Here is a 15,921-nt window from a genome sequence, read left to right as displayed (position 1 = left end):
CCCCCCCCCCGCCCCCGCCACAGCGCGAGCACGCCGGGGTTGCCGTCGGCCAGGGCGAGGAAGGTCGGCAGCGGCATGGACGTCAACGGTCGGCGCAGGCCGGAACCGTTGGCGATCTCGACCGCCTCGTCGAAGGCGCGCCGGGCGGCGAGCCGCTCCCCGAGGACGTGGTGGGCCGCGGCCAGCACGACCTGGCAGTACATCGCCGCGCGCTGGGTCAGCCGCGGGTGCGGCAGCACCGAGCGGGCCAGGGCGACGGCGCGCGCCGGGTCCCCCTCGGCGAGCGCGAGCCGGGCGAGCACCGGGGTCGAGACGGCCAGCGCCGGGAGGTCGGCGGCCGCCTGCCGGGCAGCAGGCATCATGCCGCCGACCAGGAGCGTCTCGACCAGACCGACCCGCAGGAGCAGTTCGGTCAGCCCCCCGTGGGGCAGGTAGTGCCGGGCCGAACGAAGGTTGGCCGCCCAGCGCGTGATGCCGGCGGCATCCTCCGTCATGGTCGCGCAGCTCGCCTTGAGCAGGACCATGAGCGACCAGACCTCGTCCCGCCGGGACCGTTCCCCGAGGTCGGCGACGACCTCCGCCAGATCGTCGGCGAGGGTCTCGAGCGCGACGATCGCGCGGGTCACCCGCACGCCGGCGACCATGAGGTCGGGGCCGTCGCGACCGGGCGGCTCGGCCTCGGTGCCGCGCAGCGCCTCGTCACCCAGCCAGGACAGTGCGATGTCGACCTCGCCGAGGAGCGCGTGGGTCACGGCCAGCCCGACGGTGGCCGGCCGGAGCGCGCCGATGACGTCGCCCGTGCGCTGCCCGCGCGCCCGGGCACGGCCGAAGGCGTACAGGGCGGTGGTGAGGTCGCCGGCGAGGATGGCCGCCACGCCCCACTGCAGCAGGGCCGGCGCCGTGCCGTCGGTGGCGCCGCGCGCCCCGACCGAGCTGATCTCCGTGGTGAGCCCCAGGAGGTCGCCGGTGGGCCACAGCGGCAGCGCGAGGTCCGCCTCGAGCGGCTGGAGCGCGGGCCCCACCTCCTCACGTGCCACCTGCAGCCGGGGCCGCTGCGCGGCGACCTCGGCCGGGATCTGCTGCGCGGCGGCCACGAGCTCCCACGGCTCCTGCGTGATGAGGTGGGGCCAGTGGTCCTCCATGAGCTGCTCGACGCGCGCCCACTCCTGCGCGTGGATCGCGTGCATGATGGCCCGGACGTGGTCGCCCTGGTGGATGTGCCACTCCATGAGGGTCGCGTGGACCTCGCGGAGGTCCTCGGGCCGGCTCTCCGACAGGACGCGCACCAGCGCCTGGCGGACCAGCGGCGCGTAGGAGTACACCCGCCCCTCGTCCTGGATCTCCTCGCGCAGCAGCCCGGCGGCGCGGACGTTGCCCAGGATCGTCAGGACCTTCTCCCCCGGCGCGAGCAGCTGCGCGAGGTCGGCGTCGAACTCCTCGGGCACCGCCGTGCGGAGCATGAACGAGCGCACGGCCTCGTGGCGCAGGTCCCGCACCATGGCGGCGATGTACTGGTCGGCGAGCGCGAGGTTGATGTGGCCGCCCTCGCCGTGCGAGCGGACGAGCAGGTCCCGGATCGCCGCGGGCCACCCGCCGAAGCCCGCAGCGAGCAGGACCGCCTGGCCCCGGCTCAGCGAGTGCCCGAGCCGCTCCGCGAGCGCGACCACCTGCGTCGCGCTCAGACGCAGCTCCTCCGGTGAGACGACCGTGACGTCGATGGAGAGCGACCCGGTGGTCTCGATGACCCGGGTCGCACGGGTGGCGACGACGAGGTCGAGGCGATCGTTCTGGCGGACGAGCTCGACGAGCTCCTCGTCGATCTCCGCCGCGGCCTCGTCCCGTCCGGCGTGGTGGAAGTCGTCGAGGACGATGGTGACCGGCCCGGTGAGGACGGCGAGCTCGCCGAGGACCCGGGCGCGGGCGTCGTCGTCCTGGTCCTCGGCGGTGCGTGCGGCCAGGACGCCGTGCTCGGCCAGTGCGCTCTCGAGGCCCTCCCAGAAGACCAGGCGGTCGTTGCATGCGTGGGTGAGGCGGAGGTAGGCGAAGCGTTCGGGCGGGCGGGCGTCGAGCCAGGCGCCGATGAGTGTGGTCTTGCCGTAGCCGCGGGGCCCCCGCAGCACCGTCAGGGGCGCCCCGGCCGAGAGGAGGTCGAGCAGTTCGGGGCCGACCACGACGTCCTTGGGGGTGCGCGGCCGGGTCGTGACGACGGGTGGGGAGACATGCGCCATCCTCGTCTCCGCCTCCCAGCTGTGTCGACCGCACGGCGCCGGATCTCCCGGCACCGCCGGGTTCATGGCTTCTCACACTAGGACACGGACGCCACGTGGCAGGGTGGAACGAAGACCTCATTTCGGGGCATCACGACGACTCCTGCGACGGGGGCGGGACACAGGAGGAACGGGTCGCGCACCCGGCGCGACCCCTCCAGGCAACCAGCCGCGGGACCTGCAGGGTCACCTGGGCCGGGTGACGGCGAGATGAACGGCCCGGGTGACTCCCGGGGTGGGCGGCGGCGGTGGGATCCGGCGGTGCGGCGCCCCCCGGGTGAGGCAAGGGTGAGGCGGGCGGCCCGCCGTGGTGCGCCCGGTGGTGCGGCCGGTCGGCCCAGCGGCTCGTGCGGTCGTGCGGCCGGTCGGTCCAGCGGCTCGTGCGGTCGTGCGGCCGGTCAGTCCAGCGGTGCGACCGGCACACCGAGGGCGCCGAGCGCGGCGGCTCCGCCGTCGGGCACGGTGAGGACCCAGAGTCCGTCGGCGCCGAGGGCGACCGTGTGCTCGAAGTGGGCGGCGCGGGAGCCGTCGAGCGTGACCACGGTCCACTCGTCGGCGAGGGTCTGGTTCTCGGGGGACCCGGCGGTGAGCATCGGCTCCACGCACAGGCACATGCCCGGTCGCAGGCGCGGACCCTTGTCGCGGGTGCGGTAGTTGAGCACCTCGGGCGGCTGGTGCATGGCGGTGCCGATGCCGTGGCCGACGTACTCCTCGACGATGCCGAGACCGGCCTCGGCGACGGACTCGACGACGCCCTCGACGGCGTCCCCCACCGCGCCGAGGTGCTTGCCGGTGGCCAGCGCGGCGATCCCGGCCCACATGGCCCGTTCGGTGGTCTCCACGAGGAGTCGGTCCTCCTCGTTGCCGGCGCCGACGACGACCGAGAACGCCGCGTCGCCGTGCCAGCCGTCGATCACCGCGCCGCAGTCGAAGGAGACGAGGTCGCCGTCGTGGATCACCCGGTCCCCCGGGATGCCGTGCACGATCACCTCGTTGACCGAGATGCACACGTGCGCGGGGTAGCCGTAGTAGCCCAGGAAGTTCGACCGGGCCCCGGCCGCCCCGAGCACTCCCGCGGCGATGTCGTCGAGCTCGCCGGTGGTGACCCCGGGGGCGACGGCGGCCCGGAGGGCGTCGTGGATCTGCGCGACCACCAGGCCGGACCGGCGCATGCGCCGGATCTGCTCGGGAGTCTTGTACTCGATCTTCTCGCGGCCCATGGCTGCCTCTCCCGCCGGGCCTCAGCCCAGGCGGGGGGTGAGGGCGTCGAGCAGCCGCGTCGTGACGTCGTCGAGGGCACCGATACCGTCGACCTGGACGAGGAGGCCGCGGTCGGCGTAACGGGTGGCCAAGGGTGCGGTCTGCTCGGCGTAGACCTCGAGGCGGCGCCGGATGACGGTCTCGGTGTCGTCTGCGCGGCCCTGCTCCGCGGCCCGCTTGAGCAGGCGGGCCACCACCTCGTCGGTGTCGGCGGTGAGCTCGACGCCGGCGTCGCGCACGAGGCCGGCCGCGGCCAGCATGTCGTCGAGCTCGTCGACCTGGTCCGCGGTGCGCGGGTAGCCGTCCAGCAGGAAACCTGCGGCGGCGTCGGGCTGTGCGAGACGGTCGCGCACCATCGCGTTGGTGACCTCGTCGGGCACGTACTCGCCGGCGTCCATGTACCGCTGAGCACGCTTTCCCAGCTCGGTCCGATCGGCCACGTTGGCGCGGAAGATGTCGCCGGTGGAGATGGCGGGGACCCCCAGGCGGCCGGAGATCCGGGCGGCCTGGGTGCCTTTGCCGGCTCCGGGAGGACCGAGGAGGACCAGACGTGCACTCATCGCAAGAACCCTTCGTAGTGGCGCTGCTGGAGCTGGGAGTCGATCTCCTTGATCGTCTGGAGGCCGACGCCGACGACGATGAGGATCGAGGTCCCGCCCAGTTGCAGCTGGGTGATGTTCATCTGGGCGAAGATGATCGTGGGCACCAGCGCGACGATGGTCAGGTAGATGGCACCGACGGTGGTGATCCGCGACATGACGTACTGGAGGTACTCGGCGGTGGGCCGCCCGGCCCGGATCCCGGGGATGAAGCCGCCGTAGCGCTTCATGTTGTCCGCGACCTCGTCGGGGTCGAACGTGATCGAGGTGTAGAAGAAGACGAAGAACATCGTCAGCGCGCCGTAGATGGCGATGTACAGCGGCGCGGTCGAGTCGGCGACATTGACCGTGATCCACCGTACCCAGCCGGTGGTCTGGTCCCCGAACTGCGCGGCCAGGGTAGGCAGCGCGAGCAGCGAGGACGCGAAGATCACCGGGATGACGCCGGCCATGTTGATCTTCAGCGGGATGTACGTGGACGAGCCGCCGTACATGCGCCGCCCGACCATCCGTTTGGCGTACTGGACCGGGATGCGCCGCTGCGCCTGCTCCACGTAGACCACCAGGAGCGTGACGAGCAGGAGCATCGCGACGATGACGAGCAGGTCGACGACGCCGCCGCTGCCGCCGGCCACGGAGAACAGCGAGGAGGGGAAGCTCGCCACGATGGACGTGAAGATCAGCAGCGACATGCCGTTGCCGACACCGCGCTCGCTGATGATCTCCCCGAGCCACATGACCAGGCCGGTGCCGGCGGTCATGGCGACGATCGTGATGAGGAGCGAGCCGGGTGAGTCGTTCGGGATGGGGGCCGTCGTGCACCCGGGGAACAGGCCGTTGTTGGCGACCGTGACGATCACCGAGGACTGCAGCACGGCGAGGAAGATCGTGAGGTACCGGGTGTACTGCGTCAGCGTGGTCTGCCCGGCCTGGCCCTCCTTGTGGAGCTCCTCGAAGCGCGGGATGACCACACGCATGAGTTGCACGATGATGCTGGCCGTGATGTACGGCATGATGCCCAGCGCGAACACGGAGAGCTGGAGCAGGGCCCCACCGCTGAACAGGTTGACCATCCCGAGGAGGTCGGCCGTGCCGCCCTGGGCGATGCACTGCTGGACGTTGCCGTAGGACACCCCGGGCGCCGGGATGAACGTCCCCAGCCGGAAGATCGCCATGATCCCCAACGTGAAGAGCAGCTTGCGCCGCAGGTCAGGCGTGCGGAACGCCTGGGCGAATGCGCTGAGCAATCTTCCTCCTGTTGATCTGTGACCCCGCCGGCGGGCGGCTCGTCGGGGGGGGAGCCCGGGCCGCGTTCACACTACCGTGGTCGCGCCCCGGTGGGTCCCCTCCGGGGACGACGGCAGCGTGGGCGGCCCGACCGGGGCCGGGCCGCCCACGCTCAGGTTCACCGGGCGGAGACGGTCCCGCCGGCTGCCTCGATCTTCTCCTTCGCCGACGCGGACCACGCGTCGACGCTGAGCTGGACCTGCACGCCAAGCTCCCCGGTACCCAGCACCTTGACCGGCCGGTCGGCGCGCACGGCGCCCTTGGCCACCAGGTCCTCGACGGTGACGGCGCCACCCTCGGGGAACAGCACCGTGAGCTTGTCCAGGTTCACGACCTGGAACTCGACGCGTGCGGGGTTCTTGAACCCGCGCAGCTTGGGCAGCCGCATGTGCAACGGCATCTGCCCGCCCTCGAAACGCGCCGGCACCTGGTACCGGGCCTTGGTGCCCTTGGTACCGCGACCCGCGGTCTTGCCCCGCTTGCCACCCTCACCACGACCCACGCGGATCTTGGCGGTCCTGGCCCCGGGGGCGGGACGGAGGTGGTGCACCCGCAGCGTGCGGGGTGCCGACTCCTCGTCGGTGTTCTTCTTGGCCTCGGCCATGGTCAGTCGACCTCCTCGACGGTGACGAGGTGCGCCACCGTGGTGATCATGCCGCGGACCTCGGGCCTGTCCTCGCGGACGACCGACTGGCCGATCTTCCGCAGGCCGAGGGTACGCAGCGTCTCACGCTGGTTCTGCTTGCCGCCGATGGCGGACTTGGTCTGGGTCACCCTGAGCTGTGCCATCACGCACCTGCCCCGACGGCGGTCTCGGCCGCCTTCTCGTCGCGGACCTTGGACTCACCCTCGGCGCGAGCGCGCAGGAGCCAGGCCGGGGCCACGTGCTCCAGCGGGAGCCCGCGACGGGCGGCCACGGACTCCGGGTGCTCCAGCATCTTCAGCGCCGCCACGGTGCCGTGGACGATGTTGATGGCGTTGGAGGAACCCAGCGACTTGCTCAGGATGTCGTGGATGCCGGCACAGTCCAGGACCGCACGCACCGGGCCACCGGCGATGACGCCGGTACCGGGCGACGCCGGACGCAGGAACACGACTCCGGCGGCCGCCTCGCCCGTCACGGCGTGCGGGATCGTGCGGCCGATGCGCGGGACGCGGAAGAAGTTCTTCTTCGCCTCCTCGGTGCCCTTGGCGATCGCTGCCGGGACCTCCTTGGCCTTGCCGTAACCGACGCCGACGGTGCCGTCGCCGTCACCCACGACCACCAGGGCGGTGAAGCTGAAGCGACGGCCACCCTTGACGACCTTGGAGACGCGGTTGATCGTGACCACGCGCTCGATGTACTGGCTCTTCTCCTCGGCCCCGCGCCGGCTGTCACGGCGCTCGCCACGACCTCGTCCGCGGCCGCTCTCGCGGTTCTCGCCCGAGCCGGTGGCGGGACCGGTACCGGTCCTGCTTCGCTGCGGTGCAGCCATCAGATGTTCCTCTGCTCTCGTACGCTCTGCTTGGTCACAGGGTCAGACCACCCTCGCGGGCGCCGTCGGCCACCGCCGCGACCCGTCCGTGGTACTTGTTGCCGCCACGGTCGAAGACGACGGCCTCGACACCGGCGCTCTTGGCGCGCTCGGCGATCAGCTCGCCGACCTTGCGGGCCTTGGCGGTCTTGTCCCCGCCGGCGCCACGCAGGTCCGCCTCGAGCGTCGAGGCGGCGACGAGCGTGTGTCCGGTCGTGTCGTCCACGACCTGGGCGACCATGTGCCGGGCGGACCGGGTGACGACGAGACGGGGACGTTCGGCCGTACCGGAGACGCGCTTGCGCACCCGGAGGTGACGGCGTGCCCGGGCGATCGTCCTGCCCTTGCCCTTGATCGAGATAGCCATCGCTACTTACCAGCCTTTCCGGCCTTGCGGCGGACCTGCTCGCCGGCGTAACGCACACCCTTGCCCTTGTAGGGCTCGGGCTTGCGGATCTTGCGGATGTTGGCCGCGACCTCGCCGACCTGCTGCTTGTCGATGCCGGAGACCGAGAACTTCGTGGGGCCCGCCACGGCGAACGTGATGCCGTCGGGGGCGTTGACGAGCACCGGGTGCGAGAAGCCGAGGGCGAACTCGAGGTCCGAACCCTTGGCCTGCACGCGGTAACCGGTGCCGACGATCTCGAGGGCCTTGGTGTAGCCCTCGGTGACGCCGATGACCATGTTGGCCACGAGCGTGCGGGTCAGGCCGTGCAGGGAGCGCGAGACGCGCTCCTCGTCCGGCCGGCTGACCACGATGGTGCTCTCGTCGAGCGCGACCGTGATGGGGGCCTTGACCGAGTGCTGGAGGGTGCCCTTGGGGCCCTTGACCGTCACGTCCTGCCCGTCGATGGTGACATCGACGCCAGCGGGGACCGGGACCGGGACCTTACCGATTCGAGACATCGTTCTTCTCCGTTTCCCTGGTCACCAGACGTAGGCGAGGACTTCCCCACCCACGCCCTTGTTGTGGGCCTCACGGTCGGTCAGCAGACCGGAGGACGTGGACAGGATCGCGACGCCGAGACCGCCGAGCACGCGCGGCAGGTTGGTCGACTTCGCGTAGACGCGCAGGCCGGGCTTGGACACCCGGCGCACGCCCGCGAGCGAACGCTCCCGGTTCGGGCCGAACTTGAGGTCCAGCGTGAGCTTCTTGCCCACCTCGGCATCCTCGACCGTCCACGCACCGATGTAACCCTCGGACTTGAGGATCTCCGCGATGGCGGCCTTGAGCTTGGAGTACGGCATGGTCACCGTCTCGTGGTACGCCGAGTTGGCGTTACGCAGACGCGTGAGCATGTCTGCGATGGGGTCTGTCATTGTCATCGGGCGTCGGCCCTTCCTCGTCGCGGTTTCCTCTCGGGACCTGCGACGTCAGTGTTACCAGCTGGACTTGGTGACGCCGGGGAGCTCCCCGGCGAGGGCCATCTCACGCAGGCAGATCCGGCACAGGCCGAACTTGCGGTACCCGGCGTGCGGGCGCCCGCACTTCTGGCACCGCGTGTACCCGCGCACGGCGAACTTCGGCTTGCGGTTGGCCTTCTGGATCAGGGCGGTCTTGGCCATCTCAGTCCTCCTGGAAAGGGAAGCCCAGGCGGCGCAGCAGCGACCGCCCCTCTTCGTCGGTTGTGGCCGAGGTGACGACCGTGATGTCCATGCCGCGCACGCGGTCGATCTTGTCCTGGTCGATCTCGTGGAACATGGACTGCTCGTTGAGGCCGAAGGTGTAGTTGCCGTGCCCGTCGAACTGCTTGGCACTGAGCCCGCGGAAGTCGCGGATGCGCGGCAGCGCCAGGGACAGCAGCCGGTCCAGGAACTCCCACATGCGGTCACCGCGCAACGTGACGTGCGCGCCGATCAGCTGCCCCTCACGCAGCTTGAACTGCGCGATGGACTTACGGGCCTTGGTCGCCTGCGGCTTCTGCCCGGTGATGAGGCTGAGGTCGCGGATGGCGCCCTCGATGAGCTTGGAGTCGCGCGCGGCGTCCCCGACACCCATGTTGACGACGATCTTCGTCAGACCGGCGACCTGGTTGATGTTCTCGTGCGCGAACTCCTCGCGGAGCCCGGGGACGATCTCGTCGCGGTAGCGCTGCTTGAGGCGGGGCGCGATGGGGGTGATGGTCTCGCTCATGCTCAGATGTCCTTACCGGAGCGCTTCGCGACGCGGACCCGCACGTTGCGGCTGCGCCCGTCGCGCTCGACCTGCTCGGTGCGGTAGCCCACCCGGGTGCCCTTCTTGGTCTCCGGGTCGACCAGCATCACGTTGCTGACGTGGATGGGGGCCTCGATGGTCTCGATGCCACCCGTGCGCGCACCGCGGCTGGACTGGCCGACCTTGGTGTGCTTCTTCACGCGCTGGACACCCTCGACGACCAGGCGGTCCTGCTCCACGAGGACCTCGAGGACGCGACCCTCCTTGCCCTTGTCACGGCCGGTGACGACGACCACGAGGTCGCCCTTCTTGATCTTCGCCACGTCAGAGCACCTCCGGCGCCAGAGAAATGATGCGCATGAACTTCTTGTCACGCAGCTCGCGGCCCACCGGGCCGAAGATGCGGGTACCGCGGGGCTCGCCGTCGGCCTTAAGGATGACGGCCGCGTTCTCGTCGAACTTGATGTACGAGCCGTCCGGGCGACGCCGTTCCTTGGTCGTACGAACCACGACCGCCTTGACGACGTCCCCCTTCTTGACGTTGCCGCCGGGGATGGCGGCCTTCACGGTGGCGACGATGGTGTCGCCGATGCCGGCATAGCGCCGGCCGGAGCCACCGAGCACACGGATGCAGAGGATCTCCTTCGCACCGGTGTTGTCGGCGACCTTCAGCCGCGACTCCTGCTGGATCATTCGTATTTCTCCTGTCGTCGTGCCGGTTCTCGCCGAGGGCGAGCCTGGCCGAACGGATGGTGGGCTTGGCCGACCTCGCGGTCGTCGCTTACTTGGCCTTCTCGAGGATCTCCACCACGCGGTACCGCTTGGTGGCGGACAACGGGCGGGTCTCCATGATCACGACCAGGTCACCGACGCCGACCTCGTTGGTCTCGTCGTGCGCCTTGACGCGCTCGGTGCGTCGGATGACCTTGCTGTAGACCGCGTGCTTGACGCGGTTCTCGACCTCGACCACCACGGTCTTGTCCATCTTGTCGCTGACCACGTAGCCGCGGCGCGACTTGCGGTGGGTGCGGACGTTCTCCTCGGACGTGATGTCCGGCGTCGTGTTCTCGCTCACTTCGGCCCCGTTCACTTCTCGGTGCTCGGCGCCGTGCGGATACCGAGCTCGCGCTCGCGCACGATCGTGTAGATGCGGGCGATGTCGCGGCGCACGGCCTTGAGACGCCCGTGGTCGTCGAGCTGGCCGGTCGCTGCGGAGAACCGCAGGTTGAACAGCTCCGCCTTGGCCTTGTCCAGCTCCTCGGACAGTCGGTCGTCGTCCATGCCGTCCAGGTCCTGAGGTGCCAGTCCCTTGGTTCCGATGGCCATCAGCCTTCACCACCTTCGCGTGCGACGAACCGGGTCTTCATGGGGAGCTTGTGCTGCGCGCGGCTCATGGCCTCGCGTGCGAGGGTCTCGTCGACGCCGCCCAGCTCGAACATGATGCGACCGGGCTTGACGTTGGCGATCCACCACTCGGGCGAGCCCTTGCCGGAACCCATGCGGGTCTCGGCGGGCTTCTTGGTGAGCGGACGGTCGGGGAAGATGTTGATCCACACCTTGCCGCCACGCTTGATGTGCCGCGTCATGGCGATACGGGCCGCCTCGATCTGGCGGTTCGTCACATAGGCGCTCTCGAGCGCCTGGATGCCGAACTCGCCGAACGAGATCGAGGTGCCGCCCTTGGCGACGCCGCGACGGGTGGGGTGGTGCTGCTTGCGGTGCTTGGTCCGCCGGGGGATGAGCACGGCTCAGGCCTCCGTTCCGGTGGCGGCCGAGTCGGCCGCGGCGGCCGGAGCCGCCGCTGCCGGAGCGTCCGTGCGGGCCTCGCCCCCGCGGCCGGGGCCGTCACGGCGAGGAGCGCCACGGCGCTCCCCGGTGCGGCCGCGCGGGGCGCGGTTGGCGGAGTCGGCCTGCTCGCGGGCGTACTCCTTCTCGGTCTGGTCACCCTTGTAGATCCACACCTTCACGCCGATGCGGCCGAAGGTGGTGCGGGCCTCGAAGAACCCGTAGTCGATGTTCGCGCGAAGCGTGTGCAGCGGCACGCGCCCCTCGCGGTAGAACTCCGAGCGCGACATCTCCGCGCCGCCGAGTCGGCCGGAGCACTGCACCCGGATGCCCTTGGCACCGGCGCGCTGGGCGGACTGCATGCCCTTGCGCATGGCGCGGCGGAACGAGACACGGCTCGCGAGCTGCTCGGCGACGCCCTGGGCCACCAGCTGCGCGTCCATCTCGGGGTTCTTGACCTCGAGGATGTTCAGCTGCACCTGCTTGCCCGTGAGCTTCTCCAGCTCCCCGCGCAGCCGGTCGGCCTCGGCGCCGCGGCGGCCGATGACGATGCCCGGACGCGCGGTGTGCAGGTCGACACGAACACGGTCACGCGTGCGCTCGATGTCGACCTTGGAGATGCCGGCGCGCTCGAGCCCGGCGGACATGAGGCGACGGATCGCCACGTCCTCGCGCACGTAGTCGCGGTACCGCTGGCCGACCTTGGTGCTGTCGGCGAACCAGCGCGAACGGTGGTCTGTGGTGATACCGAGTCGGAACCCGGTCGGGTTAACCTTCTGACCCACTATCGAGTCCTCCCCTTCGTGCCGGCGGCCGTGGTGGCCGCACCCTTGGACTCAGCCTCACCGACGATGACGGTGATGTGGCTGGTGCGCTTGAGGATCTGGCTGGCCCGCCCCTGGGCGCGCGGCCGGAACCGCTTCAGGGTGGGTCCCTCGTCCACGTACGCCTCGAGAACCACGAGCTTGCGCTCGTCGAAGGCCTCGCTGGCCTCGTCGGCCTTGACCCGCGCATTGGCGATCGCGCTCTCGACGACCTTGCGCACGGTCTCGGCCGCAGCCTGCGGGGCGAACCGCAGCACCGCCACTGCCTCCTCGGCACGCTTGCCGCGGACGACGTCCACGACACGGCGTGCCTTCTGGGGCGTGACGCGCACGAATCGCGCCTGCGCCTTGGCTTCCATGTTCCTGCCTTACTTGTCGGTGTTGGCTCGGGTGACCGGCCGCCTCAGCGGCGGCGGGCCTTGCGGTCGTCCTTGTCGTGCCCGCGGTAGGTGCGGGTCGGGGCGAACTCCCCGAGCTTGTGGCCGACCATCGACTCGGTGACGAAGACCGGGACGTGCTTGCGTCCGTCGTGGACCGCGAACGTGTGCCCCAGGAACTCAGGGGTGATCACGGACCGGCGGGACCAGGTCTTGATGACGTTCTTCGAGCCCGTCTCGTTGGCGGCGTCCACCTTCTTCTGCAGGTGGTCGTCGACGAAGGGACCCTTCTTCAGACTGCGCGGCATGTCGTCGCCCTCTCCCTATCAGCGCTTCTTGCCGGTACGGCGACGGCGCACGATGAGCTTGTCGCTCGGCTTGTTCGGACGGCGGGTACGACCCTCGGGCTGGCCCCACGGGCTGACCGGGTGACGACCACCGGAAGTCTTGCCCTCGCCACCACCGTGCGGGTGGTCGACCGGGTTCATGACGACGCCACGCACGGACGGGCGCTTGCCCTTCCACCGCATGCGGCCCGCCTTGCCCCAGTTGATGTTGGACTGCTCCGCGTTGCCGACCTCACCGATGCTCGCACGGCAGCGGGCATCGACGTTGCGGATCTCGCCGGACGGCATCCGCAGCTGCGCGGACTTGCCCTCTCGGGCCACGAGCTGGACCGAGGAACCGGCCGAGCGCGCGATCTTCGCGCCGCCGCCGGGCTTGAGCTCGACGGCGTGGATGACGGTACCGACCGGGATGTTACGCAGCGGCAGGTTGTTGCCGGGCTTGATGTCGGCGTCGGCACCGTTCTCGATGCGGTCGCCCTGCTTGAGCTTGTTCGGCGCGATGATGTAGCGCTTCTCGCCGTCGGCGTAGTGCAGGAGCGCGATGCGTGCCGTGCGGTTCGGGTCGTACTCGATGTGTGCGACCTTCGCCGGCACACCGTCCTTGTCGTGACGACGGAAGTCGATCACGCGGTACGCGCGCTTGTGGCCACCGCCCTTGTGCCGGGTGGTGATCCGTCCGGTGGAGTTGCGGCCACCGGACTTGGTGAGCGGACGGACCAGCGACTTCTCCGGCTCGGTCCGGGTGATCTCGACGAAGTCGGCCACGCTCGAACCGCGTCGGCCCGGTGTCGTCGGCTTGTACTTACGGATGCCCATGGGTGTCGATCCTCAATCTTCTCTGGCAGGCCGGCGTCAGCCGGCCACCTCGCCAAAGATGTCGATGGTGCCCTCGCGCAGCGTGACGATCGCGCGCTTGGTGTCCTTGCGCTTGCCCAGTCCGAACTTGGTCCGGCGGCTCTTGCCCTGACGGTTGGCCGTGTTCACCGAGGAGACCTTGACGTCGAAGATCTTCTCGATCGCGACCTTGATCTCGGTCTTGTTCGAGCGGGGGTCCACCTCGAAGGTGTACTTGCCCTCGTCCATCAGGCCGTAGCTCTTCTCGGAGACGATCGGCTTGAGGATGACGTCGCGGGGGTTCTTACCTGCCTCGAGGCTCACTTGGACTCCTCCTCGACCTGCGGGCCGCCGAGGAAGGCCTCGAGCGCACCGGAAGTGAACACGACGTCGTCGTTGACCAGGACGTCGTAGGTGTTGAGCTGGTCGGCCCAGATCAGGTGCACGGCCGGCACGTTACGCAGCGCCAGGACCGTGGTCTCCTCGGTGCGCGTGACGACGACGAGCGCGGTGCGATCGGCGACGATGTTGCGCAGCGCCTTGACCGCCGTCGCCGTGAGTCGCTCGGCCCCGGCGTCGACGAGCTCGGAGACGACGTGCACGCGGCCCGCACGGGCCCGGTCGGACAAGGCACCGCGCAGGGCGGCGGCCTTCATCTTCTTGGGGGTGCGCTGGCTGTAGTCACGCGGCTGCGGGCCGTGGACGACGCCACCGCCGGCGAACTGCGGCGCGCGGGTCGAGCCCTGGCGGGCGCGGCCGGTGCCCTTCTGCTTGTAGGGCTTGCGTCCACCACCGCGGACCTCGCCGCGGGTTTTGGTGGAGGCCGTGCCCTGGCGCGCCGCGGCGAGCTGGGCCACGACGACCTGGTGGATCAGCGGGACGTTCGCCTGGACGTCGAACACCTCGGCGGGCAGCTCGGCGGAGCCGGCCTTGTTGCCTGCGGCGTCCAGCACGTCGACGGAGACAGCGTTCTGCTCGGTCATGGCGCTCACGCTCCCTTCGCAGCGTTACGGACCACAACGATGCCGCCCTTGGGGCCGGGCACGGCGCCGGCGACGAGGAGGATGCCCTGCTCGGCGTCGACGGCCTGGATCGTGAGGTTCTGGGTGGTCTGGCGGTCGTTGCCCATGCGGCCGGCCATGCGCAGGCCCTTGAACACGCGGCTCGGGGTCGACGCGCCGCCGATGGATCCCGGCTTGCGGTGGTTGCGGTGCGAACCGTGCGAGGCGGAGACGCCGGCGAAGCCGTGGCGCTTCATGACACCTGCGAAGCCCTTGCCCTTGGTGGTGCCGCTGACGTCGACCGTCTGGCCCGTCGCGAACACCGCCGCGGTGAGCTCCTGGCCGAGCGTGTACGCGCCGGCGTCGCCGGTGCGGATCTCGGCCACGTGGCGGCGGGGGGTGACCCCGGCCTTGCCGAAGTGGCCCTTGAGCGGCTGGGTCACCTTGCGCGGGTCGATCTCGCCGAACGCGAGCTGGACGGCGGCGTAGCCGTCCGTCTCCGGGGTGCGCACCTGCGTCACCACGTTCGTGCCCACCTTGACGACGGTCACGGGTACGAGGCGCCCGGACTCGTCCCACACCTGGGTCATGCCGAGCTTCGTGCCGAGCAGCGCCTTGACGGCGGTGCCAGCAGCCTGCTGGGAAGTCGTTGTCATTACAGGATCCTCAGAGCTTGATCTCGATGTTGACGTCGGCCGGCAGGTCGAGTCGCATGAGCGAGTCGACGGCCTTGGGCGTCGGGTCGACGATGTCGATGAGCCGCTTGTGCGTGCGCATCTCGAAGTGCTCGCGGCTGTCCTTGTACTTGTGGGGTGAACGGATGACGACGAAGACGTTCTTCTCCGTCGGCAGCGGCACCGGGCCCACGACCGTCGCACCAGCGCGGGTCACCGTGTCGACGATCTTGCGCGCCGAGCTGTCGATGACCTCGTGGTCGTAGGACTTGAGCCGGATGCGGATCTTCTGTCCCGCCATGGCGTCGTCTAACCTCTCTCGTACCGCTACCTGTACCGACCCCCGCACTCGGGCGTGTCGCGTTCGGCGACACAATCCGATCGGGGACCCCGGCACGGGGCAGGTCGTTGTGATGCTTTGTGGGACCGTGCGGTGGCGCTCGGTCCAGCAGTCGTGACACCTGAGGCCTTACCCCAGGCAACCGGGCTATTCTGCCAGAGCGACCGGCACCTTGACCAATCCGGACCGACATCTCGTGGTGAGACGCCCGTCACGCTCCGGCAGGCACGCTCGCGCGCGCCGGCCCGGCCACGTTACCAGCCGGCCGGCCGTGCGCGAACCCCGGGGCCCGCATCCGCCCTGTGAGCCTCCGCACGGACGCCGCCCCGCGCAGCAGGTGGTGCAGCCCCACACACCCGCCCACCAGGCGCCGCGTCGCGGCCCCGCACACGCTTGAGGCCCGGGCGGGAGAGCCCCACGCCGAGTGCGTCAGTTAGGACGTCATAGCTACCCGGATAAGGTCCCAAGCGTCACACTCGACCGCGGCCCTCACGAAAACGCCGCGTTCCCCCAGGCCCACCGGGCGCCGCGTTCCCCCAGGCCCACCGGGCGCCGCGTTCCCCCAGGCCCACCGGGCGCCGCGTTCCCCCAGGCTCCACCGGGCGCCGCGTTCCCCCAGGCCCACCGGGCGCCGCGTTCCCCCAGGCTCCACCGGGC

At 70.3% G+C, this 15,921-nt stretch carries 25 protein-coding genes; all 25 read right to left on the bottom strand.

Annotated features, from left to right (window positions below; genetic code table 11):
- On the bottom strand, positions 1–2,228 hold a 2,228-nt coding region (locus ACYC1Z_RS09215; protein WP_461409230.1), incomplete at its 3' end, for a MalT transcriptional regulator family protein.
- A 437-nt stretch (positions 2,229–2,665) separates the two neighbouring features.
- Positions 2,666–3,487, bottom strand: a complete 822-nt coding sequence (map, locus tag ACYC1Z_RS09210; RefSeq protein WP_461409229.1) for a type I methionyl aminopeptidase — start codon at positions 3,485–3,487, stop codon at positions 2,666–2,668.
- A 21-nt stretch (positions 3,488–3,508) separates the two neighbouring features.
- A complete protein-coding gene (locus tag ACYC1Z_RS09205; protein ID WP_461409228.1) occupies positions 3,509–4,087 on the bottom strand; it encodes an adenylate kinase in 579 nt (192 codons plus the stop codon).
- Positions 4,084–5,373: a preprotein translocase subunit SecY gene (gene secY, locus ACYC1Z_RS09200; protein WP_461409227.1), complete on the bottom strand. Its 1,290-nt coding sequence runs from the start codon at positions 5,371–5,373 to the stop codon at positions 4,084–4,086. The genes ACYC1Z_RS09205 and secY overlap by 4 nt, the downstream gene beginning before the upstream one ends.
- A gap of 158 nt (positions 5,374–5,531) precedes the next feature.
- On the bottom strand, positions 5,532–6,017 hold the full coding sequence (gene rplO, locus ACYC1Z_RS09195; protein WP_461409226.1) for a 50S ribosomal protein L15: 486 nt from the start codon (positions 6,015–6,017) through the stop codon (positions 5,532–5,534).
- A 2-nt stretch (positions 6,018–6,019) separates the two neighbouring features.
- Positions 6,020–6,202 carry a 50S ribosomal protein L30 gene (gene rpmD, locus ACYC1Z_RS09190; protein ID WP_461409225.1) on the bottom strand — a complete coding sequence of 61 codons (183 nt, stop codon included), beginning with the start codon at positions 6,200–6,202 and terminating at the stop codon, positions 6,020–6,022.
- On the bottom strand, positions 6,202–6,888 hold the full coding sequence (rpsE, locus tag ACYC1Z_RS09185) for a 30S ribosomal protein S5 (protein WP_461409224.1): 687 nt from the start codon (positions 6,886–6,888) through the stop codon (positions 6,202–6,204). Before rpsE ends, rpmD begins: the two co-directional genes overlap by 1 nt.
- Before the next feature lie 34 nt (positions 6,889–6,922).
- Positions 6,923–7,294 carry a 50S ribosomal protein L18 gene (gene rplR / locus ACYC1Z_RS09180; protein WP_461409223.1) on the bottom strand — a complete coding sequence of 124 codons (372 nt, stop codon included), beginning with the start codon at positions 7,292–7,294 and terminating at the stop codon, positions 6,923–6,925.
- 2 nt (positions 7,295–7,296) lie between these two features.
- Positions 7,297–7,833, bottom strand: a complete 537-nt coding sequence (gene rplF, locus ACYC1Z_RS09175; protein WP_461409222.1) for a 50S ribosomal protein L6 — start codon at positions 7,831–7,833, stop codon at positions 7,297–7,299.
- Between the two features lie 21 nt (positions 7,834–7,854).
- Positions 7,855–8,253 (bottom strand): 30S ribosomal protein S8, encoded by a 399-nt coding sequence (gene rpsH, locus ACYC1Z_RS09170; protein ID WP_461409221.1) that lies wholly within the window; start codon positions 8,251–8,253, stop codon positions 7,855–7,857.
- Between the two features lie 54 nt (positions 8,254–8,307).
- The gene (locus ACYC1Z_RS09165; protein WP_461409220.1) at positions 8,308–8,493 is read right to left on the bottom strand and encodes a type Z 30S ribosomal protein S14; all 186 of its coding nucleotides are present in this window, start codon (positions 8,491–8,493) and stop codon (positions 8,308–8,310) included.
- A gap of 1 nt (position 8,494) precedes the next feature.
- Complete coding sequence (rplE, locus tag ACYC1Z_RS09160; protein ID WP_461409219.1) at positions 8,495–9,061, bottom strand: 50S ribosomal protein L5; 567 nt, start codon at positions 9,059–9,061, stop codon at positions 8,495–8,497.
- A gap of 2 nt (positions 9,062–9,063) precedes the next feature.
- Positions 9,064–9,405, bottom strand: a complete 342-nt coding sequence (rplX, locus tag ACYC1Z_RS09155; RefSeq protein ID WP_461409218.1) for a 50S ribosomal protein L24 — start codon at positions 9,403–9,405, stop codon at positions 9,064–9,066.
- A 1-nt stretch (position 9,406) separates the two neighbouring features.
- The gene (gene rplN / locus ACYC1Z_RS09150) at positions 9,407–9,775 is read right to left on the bottom strand and encodes a 50S ribosomal protein L14 (protein WP_461409217.1); all 369 of its coding nucleotides are present in this window, start codon (positions 9,773–9,775) and stop codon (positions 9,407–9,409) included.
- A gap of 88 nt (positions 9,776–9,863) precedes the next feature.
- A complete protein-coding gene (gene rpsQ / locus ACYC1Z_RS09145) occupies positions 9,864–10,157 on the bottom strand; it encodes a 30S ribosomal protein S17 (protein ID WP_461409216.1) in 294 nt (97 codons plus the stop codon).
- 11 nt (positions 10,158–10,168) lie between these two features.
- Positions 10,169–10,408 carry a 50S ribosomal protein L29 gene (gene rpmC / locus ACYC1Z_RS09140; RefSeq protein WP_461409215.1) on the bottom strand — a complete coding sequence of 80 codons (240 nt, stop codon included), beginning with the start codon at positions 10,406–10,408 and terminating at the stop codon, positions 10,169–10,171.
- Positions 10,408–10,827 carry a 50S ribosomal protein L16 gene (gene rplP / locus ACYC1Z_RS09135; protein WP_461409214.1) on the bottom strand — a complete coding sequence of 140 codons (420 nt, stop codon included), beginning with the start codon at positions 10,825–10,827 and terminating at the stop codon, positions 10,408–10,410. Before rplP ends, rpmC begins: the two co-directional genes overlap by 1 nt.
- A 3-nt stretch (positions 10,828–10,830) precedes the next feature.
- Positions 10,831–11,652 (bottom strand): 30S ribosomal protein S3, encoded by an 822-nt coding sequence (rpsC, locus tag ACYC1Z_RS09130; RefSeq protein WP_461409213.1) that lies wholly within the window; start codon positions 11,650–11,652, stop codon positions 10,831–10,833.
- A complete protein-coding gene (rplV, locus tag ACYC1Z_RS09125; RefSeq protein ID WP_461409212.1) occupies positions 11,652–12,050 on the bottom strand; it encodes a 50S ribosomal protein L22 in 399 nt (132 codons plus the stop codon). Before rplV ends, rpsC begins: the two co-directional genes overlap by 1 nt.
- Before the next feature lie 44 nt (positions 12,051–12,094).
- A complete protein-coding gene (rpsS, locus tag ACYC1Z_RS09120; RefSeq protein WP_461409211.1) occupies positions 12,095–12,376 on the bottom strand; it encodes a 30S ribosomal protein S19 in 282 nt (93 codons plus the stop codon).
- A gap of 18 nt (positions 12,377–12,394) precedes the next feature.
- A complete protein-coding gene (gene rplB, locus ACYC1Z_RS09115; RefSeq protein ID WP_461409210.1) occupies positions 12,395–13,231 on the bottom strand; it encodes a 50S ribosomal protein L2 in 837 nt (278 codons plus the stop codon).
- A 36-nt stretch (positions 13,232–13,267) separates the two neighbouring features.
- A complete protein-coding gene (gene rplW / locus ACYC1Z_RS09110; protein WP_461409209.1) occupies positions 13,268–13,573 on the bottom strand; it encodes a 50S ribosomal protein L23 in 306 nt (101 codons plus the stop codon).
- Entirely contained in the window at positions 13,570–14,232 is a 663-nt protein-coding gene (gene rplD, locus ACYC1Z_RS09105) for a 50S ribosomal protein L4 (RefSeq protein ID WP_461409208.1), read from the bottom strand. Before rplD ends, rplW begins: the two co-directional genes overlap by 4 nt.
- Before the next feature lie 5 nt (positions 14,233–14,237).
- A complete protein-coding gene (gene rplC, locus ACYC1Z_RS09100; protein WP_461409207.1) occupies positions 14,238–14,906 on the bottom strand; it encodes a 50S ribosomal protein L3 in 669 nt (222 codons plus the stop codon).
- 10 nt (positions 14,907–14,916) lie between these two features.
- Positions 14,917–15,225 carry a 30S ribosomal protein S10 gene (gene rpsJ, locus ACYC1Z_RS09095; protein ID WP_006502853.1) on the bottom strand — a complete coding sequence of 103 codons (309 nt, stop codon included), beginning with the start codon at positions 15,223–15,225 and terminating at the stop codon, positions 14,917–14,919.
- Positions 15,226–15,921: the final 696 nt, after the last annotated feature.

Source organism: Georgenia sp., assembly GCF_054605595.1.
This window is presented reverse-complemented; position numbering and strand designations above follow the sequence as displayed.